Annotated in this window: 18 protein-coding genes and 1 pseudogene; 14 read left to right on the top strand and 5 right to left on the bottom strand. The window is 63.1% G+C overall.

Annotated features, from left to right (window positions below; all coding sequences use genetic code 11):
- The first annotated feature begins 144 nt into the window (after positions 1-144).
- The 3 genes from RCH22_RS20900 to RCH22_RS20890 all read left to right on the top strand — a co-directional run bounded on the left by RCH22_RS20900 (position 145) and on the right by RCH22_RS20890 (position 2,123).
- A complete protein-coding gene (locus RCH22_RS20900) occupies positions 145-903 on the top strand; it encodes a ParA family protein (RefSeq protein ID WP_327015685.1) in 759 nt (252 codons plus the stop codon).
- A 395-nt stretch (positions 904-1,298) separates the two neighbouring features.
- Positions 1,299-1,736 (top strand): hypothetical protein, encoded by a 438-nt coding sequence (locus RCH22_RS20895; RefSeq protein WP_327015651.1) that lies wholly within the window; start codon positions 1,299-1,301, stop codon positions 1,734-1,736.
- Positions 1,737-2,123 carry a hypothetical protein gene (locus tag RCH22_RS20890; protein WP_327015650.1) on the top strand — a complete coding sequence of 129 codons (387 nt, stop codon included), beginning with the start codon at positions 1,737-1,739 and terminating at the stop codon, positions 2,121-2,123.
- A 104-nt stretch (positions 2,124-2,227) separates the two neighbouring features.
- Here RCH22_RS20890 and RCH22_RS20885 read toward each other — a convergent pair whose 3' ends face one another.
- Positions 2,228-3,289, bottom strand: coding sequence for a hypothetical protein (locus tag RCH22_RS20885; protein ID WP_327015649.1), 1,062 nt, complete (start codon positions 3,287-3,289; stop codon positions 2,228-2,230).
- A 403-nt stretch (positions 3,290-3,692) separates the two neighbouring features.
- Positions 3,693-5,021, bottom strand: coding sequence for an alpha/beta hydrolase-fold protein (locus tag RCH22_RS20880; RefSeq protein ID WP_327015648.1), 1,329 nt, complete (start codon positions 5,019-5,021; stop codon positions 3,693-3,695).
- Between the two features lie 403 nt (positions 5,022-5,424).
- On the opposite strand from RCH22_RS20880, the gene RCH22_RS20875 reads away from it, so the two are divergent.
- The 3 genes from RCH22_RS20875 to RCH22_RS20865 all read left to right on the top strand — a co-directional run bounded on the left by RCH22_RS20875 (position 5,425) and on the right by RCH22_RS20865 (position 7,353).
- Complete coding sequence (locus RCH22_RS20875) at positions 5,425-5,628, top strand: hypothetical protein (RefSeq protein WP_327015647.1); 204 nt, start codon at positions 5,425-5,427, stop codon at positions 5,626-5,628.
- Positions 5,628-6,404: a Fic family protein gene (locus RCH22_RS20870; protein ID WP_327015646.1), complete on the top strand. Its 777-nt coding sequence runs from the start codon at positions 5,628-5,630 to the stop codon at positions 6,402-6,404. The genes RCH22_RS20875 and RCH22_RS20870 overlap by 1 nt, the downstream gene beginning before the upstream one ends.
- Before the next feature lie 337 nt (positions 6,405-6,741).
- Entirely contained in the window at positions 6,742-7,353 is a 612-nt protein-coding gene (locus tag RCH22_RS20865; RefSeq protein WP_327015645.1) for a recombinase family protein, read from the top strand.
- A 215-nt stretch (positions 7,354-7,568) separates the two neighbouring features.
- Here RCH22_RS20865 and nrdH read toward each other — a convergent pair whose 3' ends face one another.
- Positions 7,569-7,856, bottom strand: a complete 288-nt coding sequence (gene nrdH, locus RCH22_RS20860) for a glutaredoxin-like protein NrdH (protein ID WP_327015644.1) — start codon at positions 7,854-7,856, stop codon at positions 7,569-7,571.
- A gap of 799 nt (positions 7,857-8,655) precedes the next feature.
- On the opposite strand from nrdH, the gene mobC reads away from it, so the two are divergent.
- From mobC to RCH22_RS20835, 5 genes are all read left to right on the top strand, one after another.
- Positions 8,656-9,048: a plasmid mobilization relaxosome protein MobC gene (mobC, locus tag RCH22_RS20855; protein ID WP_327015643.1), complete on the top strand. Its 393-nt coding sequence runs from the start codon at positions 8,656-8,658 to the stop codon at positions 9,046-9,048.
- Between the two features lie 38 nt (positions 9,049-9,086).
- A complete protein-coding gene (locus tag RCH22_RS20850; RefSeq protein WP_327015642.1) occupies positions 9,087-10,706 on the top strand; it encodes a relaxase in 1,620 nt (539 codons plus the stop codon).
- 15 nt (positions 10,707-10,721) lie between these two features.
- The gene (locus tag RCH22_RS20845; RefSeq protein WP_327015641.1) at positions 10,722-11,570 is read left to right on the top strand and encodes a hypothetical protein; all 849 of its coding nucleotides are present in this window, start codon (positions 10,722-10,724) and stop codon (positions 11,568-11,570) included.
- A 436-nt stretch (positions 11,571-12,006) separates the two neighbouring features.
- Complete coding sequence (locus tag RCH22_RS20840) at positions 12,007-12,690, top strand: helix-turn-helix domain-containing protein (RefSeq protein WP_327015640.1); 684 nt, start codon at positions 12,007-12,009, stop codon at positions 12,688-12,690.
- A gap of 11 nt (positions 12,691-12,701) precedes the next feature.
- The gene (locus RCH22_RS20835; RefSeq protein WP_327015639.1) at positions 12,702-14,465 is read left to right on the top strand and encodes an oleate hydratase; all 1,764 of its coding nucleotides are present in this window, start codon (positions 12,702-12,704) and stop codon (positions 14,463-14,465) included.
- 65 nt (positions 14,466-14,530) lie between these two features.
- Here the strand turns inward: RCH22_RS20835 and RCH22_RS20830 are convergent, their stop codons facing one another.
- Entirely contained in the window at positions 14,531-14,653 is a 123-nt protein-coding gene (locus RCH22_RS20830; RefSeq protein WP_277871735.1) for a hypothetical protein, read from the bottom strand.
- Between the two features lie 278 nt (positions 14,654-14,931).
- Here RCH22_RS20830 and RCH22_RS20825 point away from each other — a divergent pair, with 278 nt between their 5' ends.
- Both RCH22_RS20825 and RCH22_RS20820 read left to right on the top strand, forming a co-directional pair.
- Entirely contained in the window at positions 14,932-15,291 is a 360-nt protein-coding gene (locus tag RCH22_RS20825) for a hypothetical protein (protein WP_327015638.1), read from the top strand.
- Between the two features lie 12 nt (positions 15,292-15,303).
- Positions 15,304-15,462, top strand: a complete 159-nt coding sequence (locus RCH22_RS20820; protein ID WP_327015637.1) for a hypothetical protein — start codon at positions 15,304-15,306, stop codon at positions 15,460-15,462.
- Between the two features lie 122 nt (positions 15,463-15,584).
- Here RCH22_RS20820 and RCH22_RS20815 read toward each other — a convergent pair.
- Positions 15,585-15,740: pseudogene (locus tag RCH22_RS20815) on the bottom strand (helix-turn-helix domain-containing protein); the annotation flags it as partial.
- A 3-nt stretch (positions 15,741-15,743) separates the two neighbouring features.
- On the opposite strand from RCH22_RS20815, the gene RCH22_RS20810 reads away from it, so the two are divergent.
- The gene (locus RCH22_RS20810) at positions 15,744-16,217 is read left to right on the top strand and encodes a hypothetical protein (protein WP_327015688.1); all 474 of its coding nucleotides are present in this window, start codon (positions 15,744-15,746) and stop codon (positions 16,215-16,217) included.
- Positions 16,218-16,246: the final 29 nt, after the last annotated feature.

The raw sequence follows: 16,246 nt of genomic DNA, 5'->3' as shown, positions 1-16,246 counted from the left end.
CATAGCGGCATGGGAGACACGATTCGATCGAGGCTAATTAAAAAATGAATGAATGAAAGAATGCATGCTTGCAAGAAAGTTTGCATTCCTTCAAGATTGACAGAATGCATTCTGGCTGGAATGCTTGAAAGTATGCAAACAGTGATGGTCTACAGCGAATCCGGTGGAGTAACGAAAACGACTACCGCTGTGTCGATCGCGATGATTGCCGCCGAGCAGGGGAAGCGAACCGTCCTGGTCGACCTCGATCCTCGCGCTGCATCGACCAAGTGGCTCGACGTCGTCCCAGCTGGCGACGGGCTCCACGTCGGAGCCATTCTCGGTGACGAAGATCCCCAAGGTTGGGGGGAGGACTTGGCAGTTCGAACCGCCTGGTCAGAAAACCTGCGCGTAATCCCATCAGCACGCAACGTGTCCAACCGCGAAGCAGACCGCGCTGATCATGCCGAGTTGCGGCTAAGAACCGCTCTTGAAGGAATCTCTGCCGATCTGGTCATCATCGACTGCCCGAATCGTCAGGGAGGACCGCTAACCCTGTCTGCGCTGAATGCCGCGGACACGATCGTCTATGCGTCCACCGCCACCAGTGACGGCGTGGACGGCGTGGCAGGAGCGCGCCGCACCGTTGCACAGTTCCACCACAGTCGAGAGCGCATAGGGGCGCCCGTGACATTGACCGAGGCTGGGATCGTATGTGGGGGAGTGCGGGAAACGATCATGTCGCGCCCCGCGGTGGCCAGCATTGAGGAACTCCGGGAAACAGGAATGCTCCTACTTCCCCTCGTTCCGGAGAGGGCCATCATTCAGGAAGTTCGGTTGACCGGTGATTGGTACGGCAATTTCAGGAAGGGTGCACCCGTCTTGGGGGCATACCAGGCAATCGTGGACCAGGTGATTCGATGAGCGACCAGCAGGACAGACCAGATCTCAGCTCGCGCCGCCGCGCACCCCGTCCGGCCGCCGATGAGCGTGTGGACCCCGTCGACTACCGCCAGTCCACACCGGCAAAGGCAACGGCGCAGCCAAGTCCCTCTCCTGCAATTAGGGCTGCACCCGCGCCGGCGCCGCGTCGCGGAAGACCTCGTCGCGAGGTGACGGTGCCATTCAGCACAAGGCTTGCACCTGACGTTCTCGACCTCATCGACCTGGCTGTTGCTTCTGGCGCAGCGGATGGAACCATCCGCAGCGTCATTGAGGATGCAATCCGAACCCGCTACGGCAGCACCTCGTCAAATTAGCCGACCGCGACAACAGCGCCCGCACGGCTAAACAGATGTTTATCTGATGTAGTGTGTGGCATGAGTATCGCGACTTTTACTGACCTTTTGCGTAAGCCCAAGGAGGTTCTGGCTCACATTGATGAGGGTCAGGTCCGGATCACGCGTCGTGATGGTGACGATCTCGTGATCCTGCGCGGTCACGATCTCGACGTCCTCGAGAACGGTATCGCGCTCTCGAGCAGGCTGATCCGGGCGATCGGGCGGAACAAGGGCGACGTCGTGGCGGCGTTGACTGATCTGTTCGCTTGGGCGGGGGAGTTCACCCCGGGGGAGCTCGCCGCGTACGCGGCTGAGATTGAGCAGCTCGTTTATGCCGCTAGTGAGCTCGGCACGTTCGAGCGTCTGCTGCGGGCGCAGCAGGAGTGGCAGGAAACGGCCGTCGCCTACGCGATGGGCATGCGACTTGTCGAGCCGATCGAGTTGCCCGCCGCCCCGGTTCGCGTCGAACGCCCGTAGGTGGCGGGGAAGCGTGGTGTCGCGGTTCCGCGGCCGATCAAGGGCACCGAGTACGAGATTTTCTTTGGTAACACTGCAGCCCAACGCGGGTGGACGGATTTGAAGGCGTCCGCGAAGAATGCCCTCGCGGACGCATACGACTATCGCACCGCGCATCCTGCGCGGTACGACCCTGATCGTTGCTACCAACTGCGCGGGGATCTCTCCACGGTCCTGGTCGATGGCGTGGTCCTGCCGCAGTGGCAGTACAAGGTCACTGACGGTGCTCGCCTGTGGTATGCCGTTGACGAGCCCAACGTGAAGGCGAAGAAGCCAGGACGCGTGTACATCACGAAGGCCGCGACCGGTCACCCTAACGAGACGGACTCGACGAAGAACTTCCGGTAGCCGCCACGAACCGCCTCCACCGCCGGCGCCGACAACGACCAGGCACACGGCCTGTCGAGGATCCTCTCGCGACTCGGGGCGCAGCGGGGGAGTGGGCTGGCGGTCTACTTCTGTTTGGGGCGTACCGTCTGGGCTTCGGCGCGGTCGGCGCGGGTGCGCTGCTCGCGTTCGCTCGTGCGTGACTGATCCAAGTCGGCGCGCAGCTGGGTGAGCTGCTGCTCGAGGGTATCCCGCACATCGGTGACGCGCTGCTCAGAGTAGGAACGCTCCCGGGCGGCCTCGGCCGTGGCACTGTCGCGTTCGCTGGTGACCGTGGCCAGGCGCCCGGTGAGGACGAGTGCTTCCGCGCGTGCGCTCTCGCGCTCGACCCGGGCCTGGTCGAGCAAGTCCCGGGTGCCAGCAGCATCCGTCTCCGCACGATCGGCGCGCGCCACGGCGGCGTCGGCCTGCGCCGCGGCGTCTCGCGCGGACGCCAGGGCCTCGTCTTTGGCCGTGGTGGCCGTGGTGACGAGTTCCTGGGCCTCGGTGAGCCGTGCGGTCGTAGCGGTGTTTTCGTTGGTCAGAGCGGCCACCTGGACCGTGAGGGCGGCGATCTCTGCGGACGTGCGTGCGTTGTCCTCGCCCGCGACGACCAGGTCGCCCTCCAGGCCGGCGGCACGCTGCTCGAGCGCGTCCAGGACGGCGCGGAGTTCGTCGACCAGGGCAGCGGATTCCTCGGCTGCCGCATCGGCTTCTGCCCGCTCGGCCTCGGCCTTGCGGGTGGCGGTCTCGGCCCGGTTGGTCCGGGCGGCCGCGGACGCGACCTGCTCGGCCGCGCCCGCGGTGACGGCCTCGATCTGTGCCTCGGCTGCGTCGGGGTCCGCGACCGTGCGCAGCTCGTCGACGAGGACGACGAGCTGTTGCTGCAGGTGCTCGACCATGCCGGCTACCTGGGAGCGCAACACGCTGGCCCGCTGACGTGCGGCATCGACGGGGAGCCTGTCGTCCTCGACCGTGCGCTCGATGCGGCCGGACTCCGCGCGGCGTGCCCGCCACGCAGCGGCCCGGTTGTGGGCGGGGTTGATGCAGTAGCCGGCAGGCCGGCCGACACCGGGCGTGGCGTCCACGGGCTCGTCACAGCCGGGGAAACCGCAGGTACGCACATCGGTGATCTCGGGAAGACTCATACCAATATCGTATCACTCAGAACGCAATACGTAAACGTAATACGAATAACGATAACGAATTATGAAATAGTGTCTCGTCATCGAGGGTGCGGGACCCGCTTCGGCCGGGTGCTGTGCCGTCATGCACACGGAAGAGCGGGGCGCGGCACCCAACTGCGTGAGCTGGTCGGCATGATCTATGCCGAGCGGCGGGAGAGTGGTGCCGAGGATTCCATGAATCGAACGTGTGTCGGCTTTTTACGATCTCGGTGCGCTTGGAGTTGATCGATTGCGGGCAGTCAGCCTGTGACTAGGCGCGTTCTAGATTTCGCCACTTCACCGAGATCGTAAGGCCGACTCGTGCCGCACGGCCTATCTCGGTCCTCGTCGCGTTCTGCCGGGTAGTGGTTCGCTGTGAGTTCATTCATCCTGTCGCTGGTGCGGACAAACCGAATCGTGGGTAGAGGACCTCGAAACCGATGTCCAGGCCTCCGTCTAGTGCGCGCACCGAGTGTCCGCCGCCGGGGATTTCCCGAAGTGTCACGGCCATGCCGGCTGATTGTGCGGCGCTTGCGACGACTCGTTGGCCGGCTAGTACACCGGGGTCGTCAGCGCCGGCGGTGAATATCGCGACAGTGTCTGCGTAGTGGTGCGCGGCTAGCAGGTTGACGGGTCGTTGGGCGTCGTACGCTTTCTGGTCGCCGCCGAAGATGTCCTTGAGAGTGGCCGCCTGAATCTCGGATCCGGGGAAGGACTCGCCGGAGATGTCGATGACGTTGGACCACAGGTCGGGGTGTTTGGCGGCCAGGGAGATCGCGCACTGGCCGCCGTTAGAGAAACCGGCGATTGTCCAGTACCGGTGATCTTGGATGATGTTGAGGTTTGCCTTTGCCCAGGTGACGACATCGTGGGTGAGGAAGGTCTCCGCGTTCCCGTATGTTGCGGTGTCCAGGCAGAGCGGGTCAATGCTCGGGTCCCCGAGTTGGTCGGCCACGATCACAATGGGGGCCAAGCCACCATGCAGGGCCGCATCCCGGTCCAAGGTCGCGGCCACGTACTGCGGGTCTGGATTCCCGGGTTGCCCCATTAACAAGATGACCAAAGGGAGAGCGGGAGCATTTGGTACGAGAGCGGCCGGAGGGAGATAGATTCCAGCCGGACGCGAGGTGAACCCGGATCGGGGGTTAGGAATGATCTGACTACCCGTGGTTCCACTGGCGGGCATTCCCGCAGGCGGTACCCAGGTTTGCCAAAGCGGACCGGCTGGAGGGCCCGGAGTTGGAGCCTGGGTGGGCGCCGTCAAAATGATGGGCGTTTCCGTGCTGATTCCAAAAATAGAGCCGAGGGTACGATTCAGTCCAAAGCCCGCGTTGATGCCGAGGCCTCCAGTGATCAGGAACAACAGGATGGAACCTGCCGCGACTGCTTTCCGCGCCCGCCGGGAATCCCACAGGTTGGCGATGGCCACACTCGAGCCGCCGCACGCGGCAGCGAGCCAGATATAGGTGACTGTCCCCAATGACATGCCAAAAAGATTAAGGACCCGGACACACACGAACCAGACCAGGACGGCAACGAGCACTCCGAGGATCAGGGCGGCCGAAGCCATCACCGTCCAGCGCCAGCTCAGTCTCTTGAACAGCAGAAACAGCAGCGCGAGACCGGAGGCCACAAAAAAGAAGACGGCAACGGGTCCGTCGACGACACTAGTTTTCCAGAAGTCGTTGATTTCGGCTCCACCAATCTTCTTCACTCTGGCTGGGAACAAGTCCCGTACGGATCAGCTCCGCCCGTCCAGAATCGTAGAGTGATCGCCCAAACAATGGTTTCACACCTTGCAGTCTTGAGCGGCCGCCGGTGGAACACCGCCGCCTACGCGGGGAAGGGAGCGAGTCCTGGCCTATGCCGTGAAGGGACAGAGGAACACCCCCGCCAAGGCGGGGAAGGGGTGTTGTCCGTCACGATATTTGACGATGAGGTGTCATCCTGATTAACGATCGTTTAGCAACAGGTCGACACCGCGGATAGGGACCCTTGATTTTCCGCGGGAGGCGACCTGTCCAAAAGTCGTCACCGAAATCAAATCTACCGAAACATTGCTATGGAGGTTTTTGATCGATTCTGGTAGAATTGAGACTGACGAAAGAGAGCTGACTATGGCCACCAAGACTGTGCGCGTGACTGCCGCTGGTGGCCGACGTATTGACGTCGATCAGACCATGGCGATGATCGAGAAGGGCCAGCAGCTTGCCGGGCATTTTCCTGATGCTGAGGCGCTAGGTCGCGCTCGACGACTTCTCGAGGGCGAGTTGACTGTAGCCGAGGGTTACGCGGAGCTGGACGCCAAGTATTCGCGCTGATGAGCGAGGACGACAAATACACCTACCCCGGTAGCGGGGGAGTGTTGGTGAACTCTCTCGGTATTCGGGACGCCGCCCGCCTCGATGCCGCGATGAATGACTATGCCAGCTTCGCGATGGCGGAAATGTATGCCAAAGCGGTACCCGGGCGCCCTGGTCGTGATTACCTCGTCGAGATTCACGATCGTATGTTTAGCCGCGTCGCACCGGGTATCGCCGGGCGCATCCGTGATGTTGATGCGCAGGCGACTGGTACGGGCATTCCCTACTGCCGGCCCGAGTACATCGAAGAGAACTTAGGCGGCCTGTTTCGTAAGCTCGACCGTGAGGACTATTTGAGCGGGTTGGGCGAGCGTGAGTTCGCTGAGCGCCTTGCTGATCGCTGGGGTGAACTGTCCGCTATCCATCCGTTCCGTGATGGGAATACTCGATCACAGTCCACCTATGTCACGATAATCGCGGAGCGCGCTGGTCATCCGATTGATTGGGGGCGTATCGACGTCGATACGCTCCGCCTTCTGCGACTGAACGCGGTAGCCGGTCAGGACCGACCACTGGCTGACTACTTGGCCGATCGGTTTGTGACAACGGGCCAGAGCTCCGGTGGCTTGCCGAGGCTGACGCTCGAGCTGCAACGCATTGTTGACCTGAACAAACGCAACTATCCAACGAGCGCAACCGAAATAGGCAGGCCTGCCAATGGGGGCACCGCCGAGGGTCGAGGTTATAGACCGTCGCAGCAAGGACGCAGTACTGACAACGGATGGGAGAGGTAATGATGGACGCACCGGACGCAGTCCCAACTAGTCACGTCGATGACGCGGAGATTGAGCGTCGCTTGAGTTTCGCTGATGCCGCTTTGGGGGCAGAGGGCCTTGAAGTGACTGACCCAGTGTTGCGGGATTTGAACAGACAAGTCGCGGCCGAAACGCTTACGGCCGAGGCGGCTATCGCCGCAGCTCTCGCTCATATCAACGCGGGCAACGTAGTGCGGGAGTCGAGTAGTTACGATGCGCCGTACGTTGATAGTGGGTACGGATCCGGCGCGCCTCCTCCGCGGGATAAAGCCGTATGACGTTCTCTACAGTTGTGACGAGTAGGAAGTAGGCGCGCGTGTCCATTGTTGGTTACACCCGTGTTTCGACGCAGGACCAGAATCTTAATTCGCAGATTGACGCGCTGAAAGCGGCGGGTGCGGAGCACATTTATTCTGACAAGTTGACGGGGAAGAACGCGGCCAGGCCGGGTCTGGTCGATTGCCTAAAGTTTCTGCGGCGTGGTGACACGTTGCTCGTCTACAGCACCGATCGGCTGGGTCGGTCGATGACCGACGTGGTGACGATTGTCACGGAGCTGGGGGAGCGGGGTGTGGAGTTCACGTCGCTTACGGAACCGTTCGATACCACCACCGCTGGTGGGGAGTTGTTTTTCCATATTTGCGCGGCGTTCGCTCAGATGAACGGTCGTATCATTTCGGATCGCACGCGCGCGGGTCTTGCTGCGGCGAAGGCGCGTGGCCGGCATGGTGGTCGGCCTACGGTGATGACTGCGGATCGGATCAAGCTTGCTCGCGCTATGCGCGCTGAGAGGGCGACGTGGGAGACCATCGCCGGAGCGTTGCAGGTTGGGGTGTCGAGTGTGCGTCGCGCGCTCGACAAGCCCGTGCCTGTAGATGCCTCGGAAGCGAGCGAGACGGCGGAGCGAACGCCCGCTCTTTCACGCTGATAGGGCTTCGTCTGCTACCGGGTTGTGTGCGTCCCAGGCGTCGACGCTGGATCGAAGGTAGCGGACACTCTTCCTCGTCAGCGCCACGAACGTGGGGCCGCTGCCGCGTTGCCGGAGCAGACGTAAATCGTCCGTTGTCAGACCTAGCCGGGCCGCAGTCTCGGACGGTGTAAGGGCACGGCGCTTCGGATCCGCGATGGCGGGCCGACGGGTTACTACTCGCATGATGCGCCCCCCAGCTCGTCGGTCGCTGCGCGCAGCTCGGTTCCGCGAGCCGAGGTGACGGCGCTGATCTTGTCCGGTCTGAAACCCGACCAGCTCGCGGCGCCCACGGTCACCACTGGCGCTGATGTGTAGCCGAGTTGCTGCAAGGTCTCGATCGCGCTGTCATCGGTGGCCAGGTTGACGGTCACGTACGGTGCGCCGGCCCTCGCTAGTGCCTTCTTTGTTATTGTGCACTGCATGCAGTTCGGCAGCGTATAGACGGTCAATGTCTCGTTCACGGTGGACCCTTCTTCTCACATCTCTCGTTGCCTTTCGGCACACGCCGAAAAACAGAGTCAGGGGTGAATTGGCAAGGGACCGTGGAATACCGGAGCGCAGCGAGGATATGCCGCGAAAGCCCTTGCTAAGAGAGGAATGGCTCGTACCATCACCAGTCGAAACGGCAACGGAGTTGCACGAAGAAGCCCCGCGGACCGAAGGTCGGCGGGGCTTCTTCGTTACAGATTAGGGCCGAAGGCTCACTGAGTCTTTGGCTTGTCGTCACCGATGAAAGTGTGTGCACGGGTTCCGCGCGGCTTGCGTGTCTTTGCCGGTGTTGCACCTGGCGCACGGACGCCGGTTGCGCGTAAGTCCTTCTCGCTCCACCCAGCGGCTAGCGCAGCTTTCCATGCGTTTTCGTGTGCAGTAGCGGCGTCGCGAAAACGAGCCTCCGCAGCGTCGGATTTGTTGCCCGAGTCTGCGACAAGCCGTACTGCTTCAACACGGGCCGACACGTCGGCTTCGATCAAGGAACGAGCACGGGCAGCTGCATCGTCGCTGTTCACATTGGTTTCACTCGTGCGCCCGAGAATACCGCGAGAGCAACCGCTCCCGAAAGAGCATGCTTTTGCTTTTGCGAAGTGTCAGCATTCAGAGAAGGTGCTCCAATAGGAGCGTGTCCGATTGGAGCAAGCTATAGAGTTACCGGTGGTAACTTGCTTTGATTCTGGACGCGGGGCGGCCGGATTTGGCATATTTGTCGTATGGTCCCCTCATTTTCGGGGGTTCGCTGCGCTGGGCCTGGGGGGTGGGTGGGACGTGATTGACACGAGTGAAGGTCGCCTGTTTGGCCGGAAGCGGCGTAAGAATGCGGACACGCCGCGTAAGAAGCACTACAGCGTCTACGTCTCCGACGCTGAGGACATTCAGCTGCAGGCCCGTGCCGCTCTTCGAGATGTGACGGTGCCGCGGTTGTTGTTTGAGTCGGCCATGGATTCTCAGGTGCAGACGTCAACGGACCGCAAGCTGGCCATTGTCGAGTTGTTTGCCGTTCGTAAGCTGTTGGCCAGCATCGCGAACAACGCCAACCAGGTCGCGAAGTTCGCGAACACCGAGAGCCAGTTCCCCGCCGAGGCCGAGTTGATCATCGCGGAGTACCGTGCGATCGTCCCGCGTCTTTCGGCTGCGATAGACACGTTGGCCGACTCATGATGCCTAACATCACCCGGGGCGCTCAGATGGGTGGGCTCATGGTCTACCTGGCCGGGGCTGGGAAGTCGAACGAGCACGAAGAGCAGCACCTAGTCGCCGGAAACTCTGCCGTCGTGACCATGCACGGGTATGGCGTTCTTGACCGTGATACGGCCCTGGCCATCGCAAAGGATTTGGATGAGCCGCGGGTGAAACTCGGAGTCGAGGTCACGCGTCAGGCGCGTATCACTGATCCGGGCACCGGGGAGTCGATCACGACGCGAGTGGCCGCGGATGTGTGGCATTGCTCGTTGTCGTTGCGCGCAGAAGAGGGGCAGCTTTCGGATGAGAAGTGGGGCGCCATCTCGCAGGACTTCGTGGATCGGATGGGCTTCACCGAAGCGGGCAGTGGCAAGGCCGACTGCCGTTGGGTGGCCGTGCGTCACGGCCTCTCGACGAATGGTAACGACCATGTGCACATCGCTGTGTCACTCGTCCGCGAGGACGGTACGAAGGCGCCGACGCACAATGACTTCACGCGCGCTCAGGGCATCTGCCGTGACCTGGAACGCGACTACGGCCTCGAGCAGTTGGAGTCGCGGGAACGCGGCATTGGTGTGCGCGGGGTCAAGCCGGCCGAGCAGGCCCGGGCGCAGCGCACCGGCACTGAGGTTGAGGCCCACAAGCTGGAACGCATCGTACGCGCGGCGTCGGTGGCGTCTCTTGATGAGGGCGAGTTCGTGCGCCGTCTTCGGCGCGGGGGAGCGCTTGTGCGGCCCCGTTTTGTCGCTGGGCGTGATGATGTTGTGGCCGGCTACTCCGTCGCGTTGCGGCCGGAGCAGGGTGTGCAGCCGGTTTGGTACGGTGGTGGCCGGCTTGCCCGCGATCTGACGTTGCCGCGGATGCGCGAGGGGTGGCCGGACAGCCCCCAGAGCGCTCAGGGCGGGGTGGATGAGTGGAGGGCCACGAGTAAGAACCCGTGGCAGTACCGGCCGGTGGCTTCGGGACGTGAAGAGATGACGCCGGATCCGAAACTGTGGAAGCAGTACACCGATGAGATCAAGCAGCTGCGTGTGCAGATGCGCGAGGTACCGTTTGAGGATCGCGCCAGTTGGGCGCATCTGGCCCGCGATACCGCGGGGGCTTTCGCTGCGTGGTCGCAGCGTGTGGAGGTGACGCCCGGACCGTTGGCGCAGACCGCACGGGACTTGTCCCGCACAGCGCAGATCCGCGCACATGAATCTAAGCCGAAGCCCGCGGGCCGGGTGTCAGTCGCCGGGGCCACGATGATGTTGTTGCAGGCGTCGACCCAGGGCCAGGGGACGATGGCCGAGGCGATCATGCTGCGCCAGCTCGCATCGACTGTGAAGGCGGTCATGGACATGCACACGGCCATCGGGGAAGCCCAGCGCGCAGCCCAGCTGGATCGCACTTTGTCCCAGCAGTACTCGCAGGTTCGTGAGCGTCTGCCGGCCATCGTGCGCGCCGGGACGGGACAGCCAGGTAACGCGATGCCGGCGCCGGCGGCGGGCCTTGACCCGGAGCTGGCGAAGATCGTCCAGGCTGCGCAGCGCGGCCAGGTTATCCCCGGAACGGGATCGCCCGTGCCGACGCGTATCGAGTCCCACAAGCCACAGACCACCGTCACGCCGAACGAGCGCGACGGTCACGAGAGATAACGAAGGGGCATCACATTGGCTGAAGAATCAGATGGCATCGGCGAAGCGTTCGACGGGCAGATACGTGTTGCTCTGACTGTCGCCACGCAGATGGGAGAGCGTTTCGCCCGGCTCCGTGAGGAGTTGGCCCGGAACGCCCAGGCGCAAACCGTTCAGCAGACCAAGGAGCTACAAGCACGGTTCGATGCGGAGCGGAACGCGGCACGAGCCAGCCTGGCTCCCGTGCAGCAGCACCAGTGGTGGAACACCGCCGGGATTGACGACATTGCGACGGCTTATGAGACGGCCGTCGCGTGGCGCATCGTGGATCCTGACATTGCGCGTACGTCCGATCGCATGCGGGAGGAACTGCGCGGCCGGTACGGCATCGACGTGAATAACCTGGACGCCGACCCCACCGCAGTGCGCGAGGCGTTAGCCCGTGCTCAGCAGGACCGCAGCACGGCTGCGGAGAGCCGAGGCGAGAGCGGTAAGGACTACGCCGAAGCGGCATCGCTGCTCACGGTAGCCGACCAGCTGGACCGCAAAGCCGAAGAACGCGACCGCGAACAAGAGCGCACCGCGAACACCAACGATGAGTCCGCGGAGGGGCTCTCACGGGAGGAACTGACCGGCAACGCGGGCGTCACTCGCGACGACGCCGCGAAAGCCTACGACAGCGCGGGGCGCCGCGAGTCGTTCGCGGCCGATATGGAAAAGGTGGGTGTCGACCCCCAGCTGCGGAAGGCTCGCCTGGTAGCTGATCGAGAGAACGGCACCCACCCGAGCGCGGCCGTGGCAACCAAGCCAGGCAAGCAGGCCAAGGCCCGCAACCGTTCCCAGAGTCCCGGCCTGCAACGAGAACGCGGCGGACTCAGCCGCTAGCGGGTCCCTGGATCGACAGACCCGCTCGGATTCCGGCCTCGACCAGAAATGGACACTTCCCGAGCTGCGGGTCGCGATCCGGGAGCGGATAGAGGGCTATAACCGGGAACCGTTCCAGAAACGGGCCGGCTCCTCTCAACCGTCTCCGACAAACTCTGCAGCTTTCTTCGTTGAGAAGCCGCACCGCTGACAACCGCTTTGTGTGGAGGAGTGGTCGGGTTTGCGATAGCGAGAGGTCACTCGTCACACCCCCTTTCGCCGTGCTTGTCCCGTCTCCTCGCAGGGGTGGGGCTCCGGTTCGGTGTGCGAGTGCGGGGGCCGGGGAGCGTCTCGCGCCGGCCTCAGTGGGCGACGCCGGGGCGCTGGTGTCGGGCGCGGGTTTGCGCCCGCGCATAAATGAGCGTAGTCCTTAATGAGTCAACTCATTGGAGGCGTCATGGCCGGTCTGCCGGAGTACCCGGACGCGAAACGCAGCCCTACCCGAGGCCGCCGCGAACGAAGCATGCAGGACAAGCAGTTGCGGATCTTCGCGGCCGCGGCCGCTCTCTTCACCGAGCGCGGGTTCGACGCTGTGGGGACGCAGGAGATCGCCGAACGCGCCGACGTGGCTGTCGGCACGGTTTTCCGGTACGCCTCGTCCAAGGCCGAGCTGCTACTCATGGTCTACAACCGCGCACTGCGCGACGCGATCAACACCGGCGTGCGAGCCTCGGCCGAGACCGCTGACCCGGTCGAATCGGTGAACGTGCTCGTCCAGGCCGTGCTGGCGAGCTCGGCGCGCAACCCGGCCAACGCCGTCGCCTACCAGCGCGAGCTGCTGTTCGGTTCGGCCACCGACGAACACCGGACCGCGGGCCTCGCGCTTGTCGGCGAGCTCGAGGACGCGATCGCGTCCCGCCTCATCGCGGCGGCCCGGTCAGCCGGGGTCGATGGCCCTCCGGTCCTGCGCGAGGGACAGCGGGCCGCCCGCACCGTCTTCGCGGCGCTGTCGCTCCTGATTGCTGGGCCGTCCACGGGCGCGCATCCCGGAGCGGACCCCGTCGAAGAGCTGCGCGGGCAGGTCACGCAGATCGTGCGTGGCTTCCTCGCCACGTTGCCATCAATTATCGAAACATATTAAGGAGACTGACTATGTATTACAGCAGCGGAACTATGGAGGCGTTCGCGCGTCCCCGCAAGCCTGAGGGAGTCGAGAACAAGACCGCGTGGTTCGTCGGCGCCGGCCTGGCGTCGATGGCTTCGGCGGCGTTCATGATCCGTGACGGACAGATGGACGGGTCGAAGATCACAATCCTGGAACGGCTGAAGCTGCCCGGCGGGGCGTTGGACGGGATCGATGAGCCCAAGAAGGGCTTCGTGATCCGCGGCGGCCGTGAGGTGGACGACCACTACGAGTGCCTGTGGGACCTGTACCGTTCGATCCCCTCGATCGAGATCGACGGCGCTTCTGTGCTCGACGAGTTCTACTGGCTGAACAAGGACGACCCGAACGTCTCGCTGCAGCGGGCAACCGTCGAGCAGGGTCAGGATGCCGGCACCGGCACCCTCTTCACTCTCTCGAAGCAAGCGCAGAAGGAGCTCATCGGGCTCTTCCTGGCCACCCGTGAGTCCTTGGAGAACAAACGGATCAACGAGGTCTTCGGCGAGGAGTTCTTCGCCAGCAACTTCTGGATGTACTGGCGCACCATGTTCGCCTTCGAGGAGTGGCACTCTGCGCTGGAGATGAAGCTGTACGTGCACCGCTTCATCCACCACATCGGCGGCATGCCGGACTTCGCCAACGTGCGGTTCTTCAAGTACAACCAGTACGAGTCGATGGTGCTGCCGCTGTACCGGTGGCTGCTAGACCAAGGAGTGACGTTCCAGTTCGACACCGAGGTCACCGACATCGACTTCGCGATCACCTCCGACCGAAAGCAGGCCACCGCCATCCACTGGATCCGCGAGGGTGTCGTCGGTGGCGTCGAGCTCGGCGAGAACGACCTGGTGCTCGCCACCATCGGCTCTCTCACCGAGAACTCCGACAACGGCGACCAGCACACGGCGGCGAAGCTCGACGAGGGACCGGCCCCGGCCTGGGACCTCTGGCGGCGGTTGGCCGCCAAGGACCCGTCATTCGGGCACCCGGACGTGTTCGGAGCACACATCCAGGAGAGCAAGTGGCAGTCGGCCACCGTCACCACGCTCGACACGCGTATCCCCGCCTACATCGAGAAGATCGCCAAGCGTTCGCCGTTCGGCGGCAAGACCGTCACGGGAGGGATCGTCACGGCCAAGGACTCCGCCTGGCTGCTCAGCTGGACAGTCAACCGCCAGCCGCACTTCAAGAAGCAACCCGAGGACCAGATCGTGGTCTGGGTGTACTCGCTGTTGGGCGACGTCCCCGGCGACTACGTGAAGAAGTCGATGCAGGAGTGCACCGGCGAGGAGATTACCCAGGAGTGGCTGTACCACATGGGTGTCCCCGTGGCCGATATCCCCGAGCTCGCGGCGAATAGTGCCACCTGCGTGCCGGTGATGATGCCCTACGTCACGGCGTTCTTCATGCCCCGGCAGGCGGGTGACCGGCCCGACGTGGTCCCTGGTGGAGCCGTCAACTTCGCGTTCCTCGGCCAGTTCGCCGAGACACCCTCCCGGGACACGATCTTCACCATCGAGTACTCGGTGCGCACCGCGATGGAGGCGACCTACCAGCTGCTCGGGATCGACAGAGGCGTGCCGGAGGTCTTCAACTCCACCTACGACGTGCGTGCGCTGCTCGCCGCTGCCAGCCTGCTGCGTGATGGCAAGGAGATCGAGGTGCCCGGCCCAGCCATGGTCCGCGATCTGCTGATGAAGCAGATCAAGAACACCGAGATCGGCGAGCTGCTCAAGGAGTCCGGCCTGCTGAGCTGACCGAGCCGACGAACCATGCGCGGGGCCCGGGACACGACGTCCCGGGCCCCGTTGCGGCGGCCGATCTAAGGCTCATCGACGAGTACGAGCGCATCGATGCGTCGGTGAAGGTCGCCGTCAAGGCTGAGGAAGTCGGCCTTGACGTCTTCGCGATGGGCGAGCACCACAACGCCCCGTTCGTTTGGCACGGCTCCATTCGCACCCCCGAGATCGCAGAGCAGGCGGCGTCCATCTCATCACCAGCGCTGTGCTCGGTGTAGTGGGGCCACGGCTCGGCTGCCGTCGCATCGGTCTCAGTCACGATTCCTATGTATGTGTCACCGTCATAGACGCGCCACACCTGAGAATCGACCTCCGATGGCAAGGCAGGGACGCTCCGGACTAATGCCGAACGTGGTTCCATGAAGGTACTCGCCCCATTTTGAGGCGAGTTGCACAAAGCGTGCAAATAGTTTGGGGGGACTAGATGAGATTCAAATCAGTAGCAGTAACCGCAGCAGCGTTCACTATCGCGGCGGCACTCTTTGCGTCACCGGCTACGGCAGCGCAGAGCGGCATTACCGCCACGGAGGAGGGGTCTCCATCGCCGAGCGACAACAGTGCGGTGATCGCGCAGCTCGAAACGCTCGCGAAAACTCAGAGCGCAACAGAAGTTGAGAAGATCCTCGAAGCTGGCGGCCCTGTTGTATCGCTGTATGACGTAGAGACCAACGAGTTCACTGCGGCATATGTCGAGGAGCAGGGTTTCTCCACCATGGCTATCACGCCGCGCGGCCCTGGTTGTGCCACGACTGATGCGTGCGCTAATTCGGCCAGGGGCTTCTAGGGCACCGGACAGTTGACGTTTTCCAGCGCCATCACCAACGTGACGAAGACCACGGCGGGTGACCGCAACACCACGTGGTGGCGTACTGGAGCCACGGGTATCAACCTGAGCGCGGGTGGGGTGGCCTACCCCACCTCGCCGATCAGTCTGGTGTCCATCACGCGCAGTTAGCTCAATACGCTAAGCGCAAAAGAAGCCAAGAATACAGTCCGCTGTATTCCTGGGTTTTTGTGTCCCGGGCTACGCGTGACGGGGAAGAGCCAGCGGACTAGGAATAGCTCAAGCAGCGTAGGTCACCGGTTGGCGGCGGCGGCCCGGTCAATAGCACGGTCACCCGTGGCGCGGCCGACCGCGAATAGCTCCGCTAGTTCCGCGATCGAGTGCAGGCCGGCGGCGTGCAATTCGACTAGGTGTTTTTGCTGAGTGGGGGAGAGCGCGGGGCTGCGCCCGCCGTGCAGGCCATCGTTGAGCCGGCCAAAGGGGAGGGCGTCACCTACCAGCCGGAAGCAATCGATTTCATCCTCGCGTATACGGAGGGATACCCGTGCTTCATTCAGGAGTTCGGCCGTGCAGCATGGAACACCGCTGACGGGCCAGTGATTACCCTCGTCGACGCAGAAGACGCGTTGAGCCAAGTCGATTCAGAGCTCGACGGTAGTTTCTTCCAAGCGAGGGTGCAACGAACTACTCCGGACGAGCTGATGTACTTGCGGGCAATGGCCGAACTCGGCGGCGCTGAACACAAAGCCGCCGACGTTGCGGCGGTCCTCCAGAAGACCTCTGAGCAGCTCGGCCCGATACGATCCCGACTGATTGCCAAAGGGCTGTTGTATACGTCTCGCTTCGGGTATGCGAAGTTCACGGTTCCACAATTCGACCGGTTCATGCGCCGGCACATGACACTCGACAGTGAACCAACTGCCTAACCCCACACACCGCCACTGGGTGGCGAGCG

It is taken from the genome of Cryobacterium sp. GrIS_2_6, assembly GCF_035984545.1.
Classification (GTDB): domain Bacteria; phylum Actinomycetota; class Actinomycetes; order Actinomycetales; family Microbacteriaceae; genus Cryobacterium.
The sequence above is the reverse complement of the archived record's forward strand: the minus strand, read 5'-3'. Positions and strand labels throughout refer to the sequence as shown.

What these genes read in the sequence shown, in the direction of transcription:
- RCH22_RS20885 (WP_327015649.1), bottom strand. Translation starts at nt 3,289, where the DNA reads ATGAGTCTTCCCGAGATCACCGATGTGCGTACCTGCGGTTTCCCCGGC.
- RCH22_RS20870 (WP_327015646.1), top strand. Translation starts at nt 5,628, where the DNA reads ATGAGCGAGGACGACAAATACACCTACCCCGGTAGCGGGGGAGTGTTG.
- RCH22_RS20840 (WP_327015640.1), top strand. Translation starts at nt 12,007, where the DNA reads ATGGCCGGTCTGCCGGAGTACCCGGACGCGAAACGCAGCCCTACCCGA.
- RCH22_RS20895 (WP_327015651.1), top strand. Translation starts at nt 1,299, where the DNA reads ATGAGTATCGCGACTTTTACTGACCTTTTGCGTAAGCCCAAGGAGGTT.
- RCH22_RS20875 (WP_327015647.1), top strand. Translation starts at nt 5,425, where the DNA reads ATGGCCACCAAGACTGTGCGCGTGACTGCCGCTGGTGGCCGACGTATT.
- RCH22_RS20850 (WP_327015642.1), top strand. Translation starts at nt 9,087, where the DNA reads ATGGTCTACCTGGCCGGGGCTGGGAAGTCGAACGAGCACGAAGAGCAG.
- RCH22_RS20900 (WP_327015685.1), top strand. Translation starts at nt 145, where the DNA reads ATGGTCTACAGCGAATCCGGTGGAGTAACGAAAACGACTACCGCTGTG.
- RCH22_RS20825 (WP_327015638.1), top strand. Translation starts at nt 14,932, where the DNA reads ATGAGATTCAAATCAGTAGCAGTAACCGCAGCAGCGTTCACTATCGCG.
- RCH22_RS20835 (WP_327015639.1), top strand. Translation starts at nt 12,702, where the DNA reads ATGTATTACAGCAGCGGAACTATGGAGGCGTTCGCGCGTCCCCGCAAG.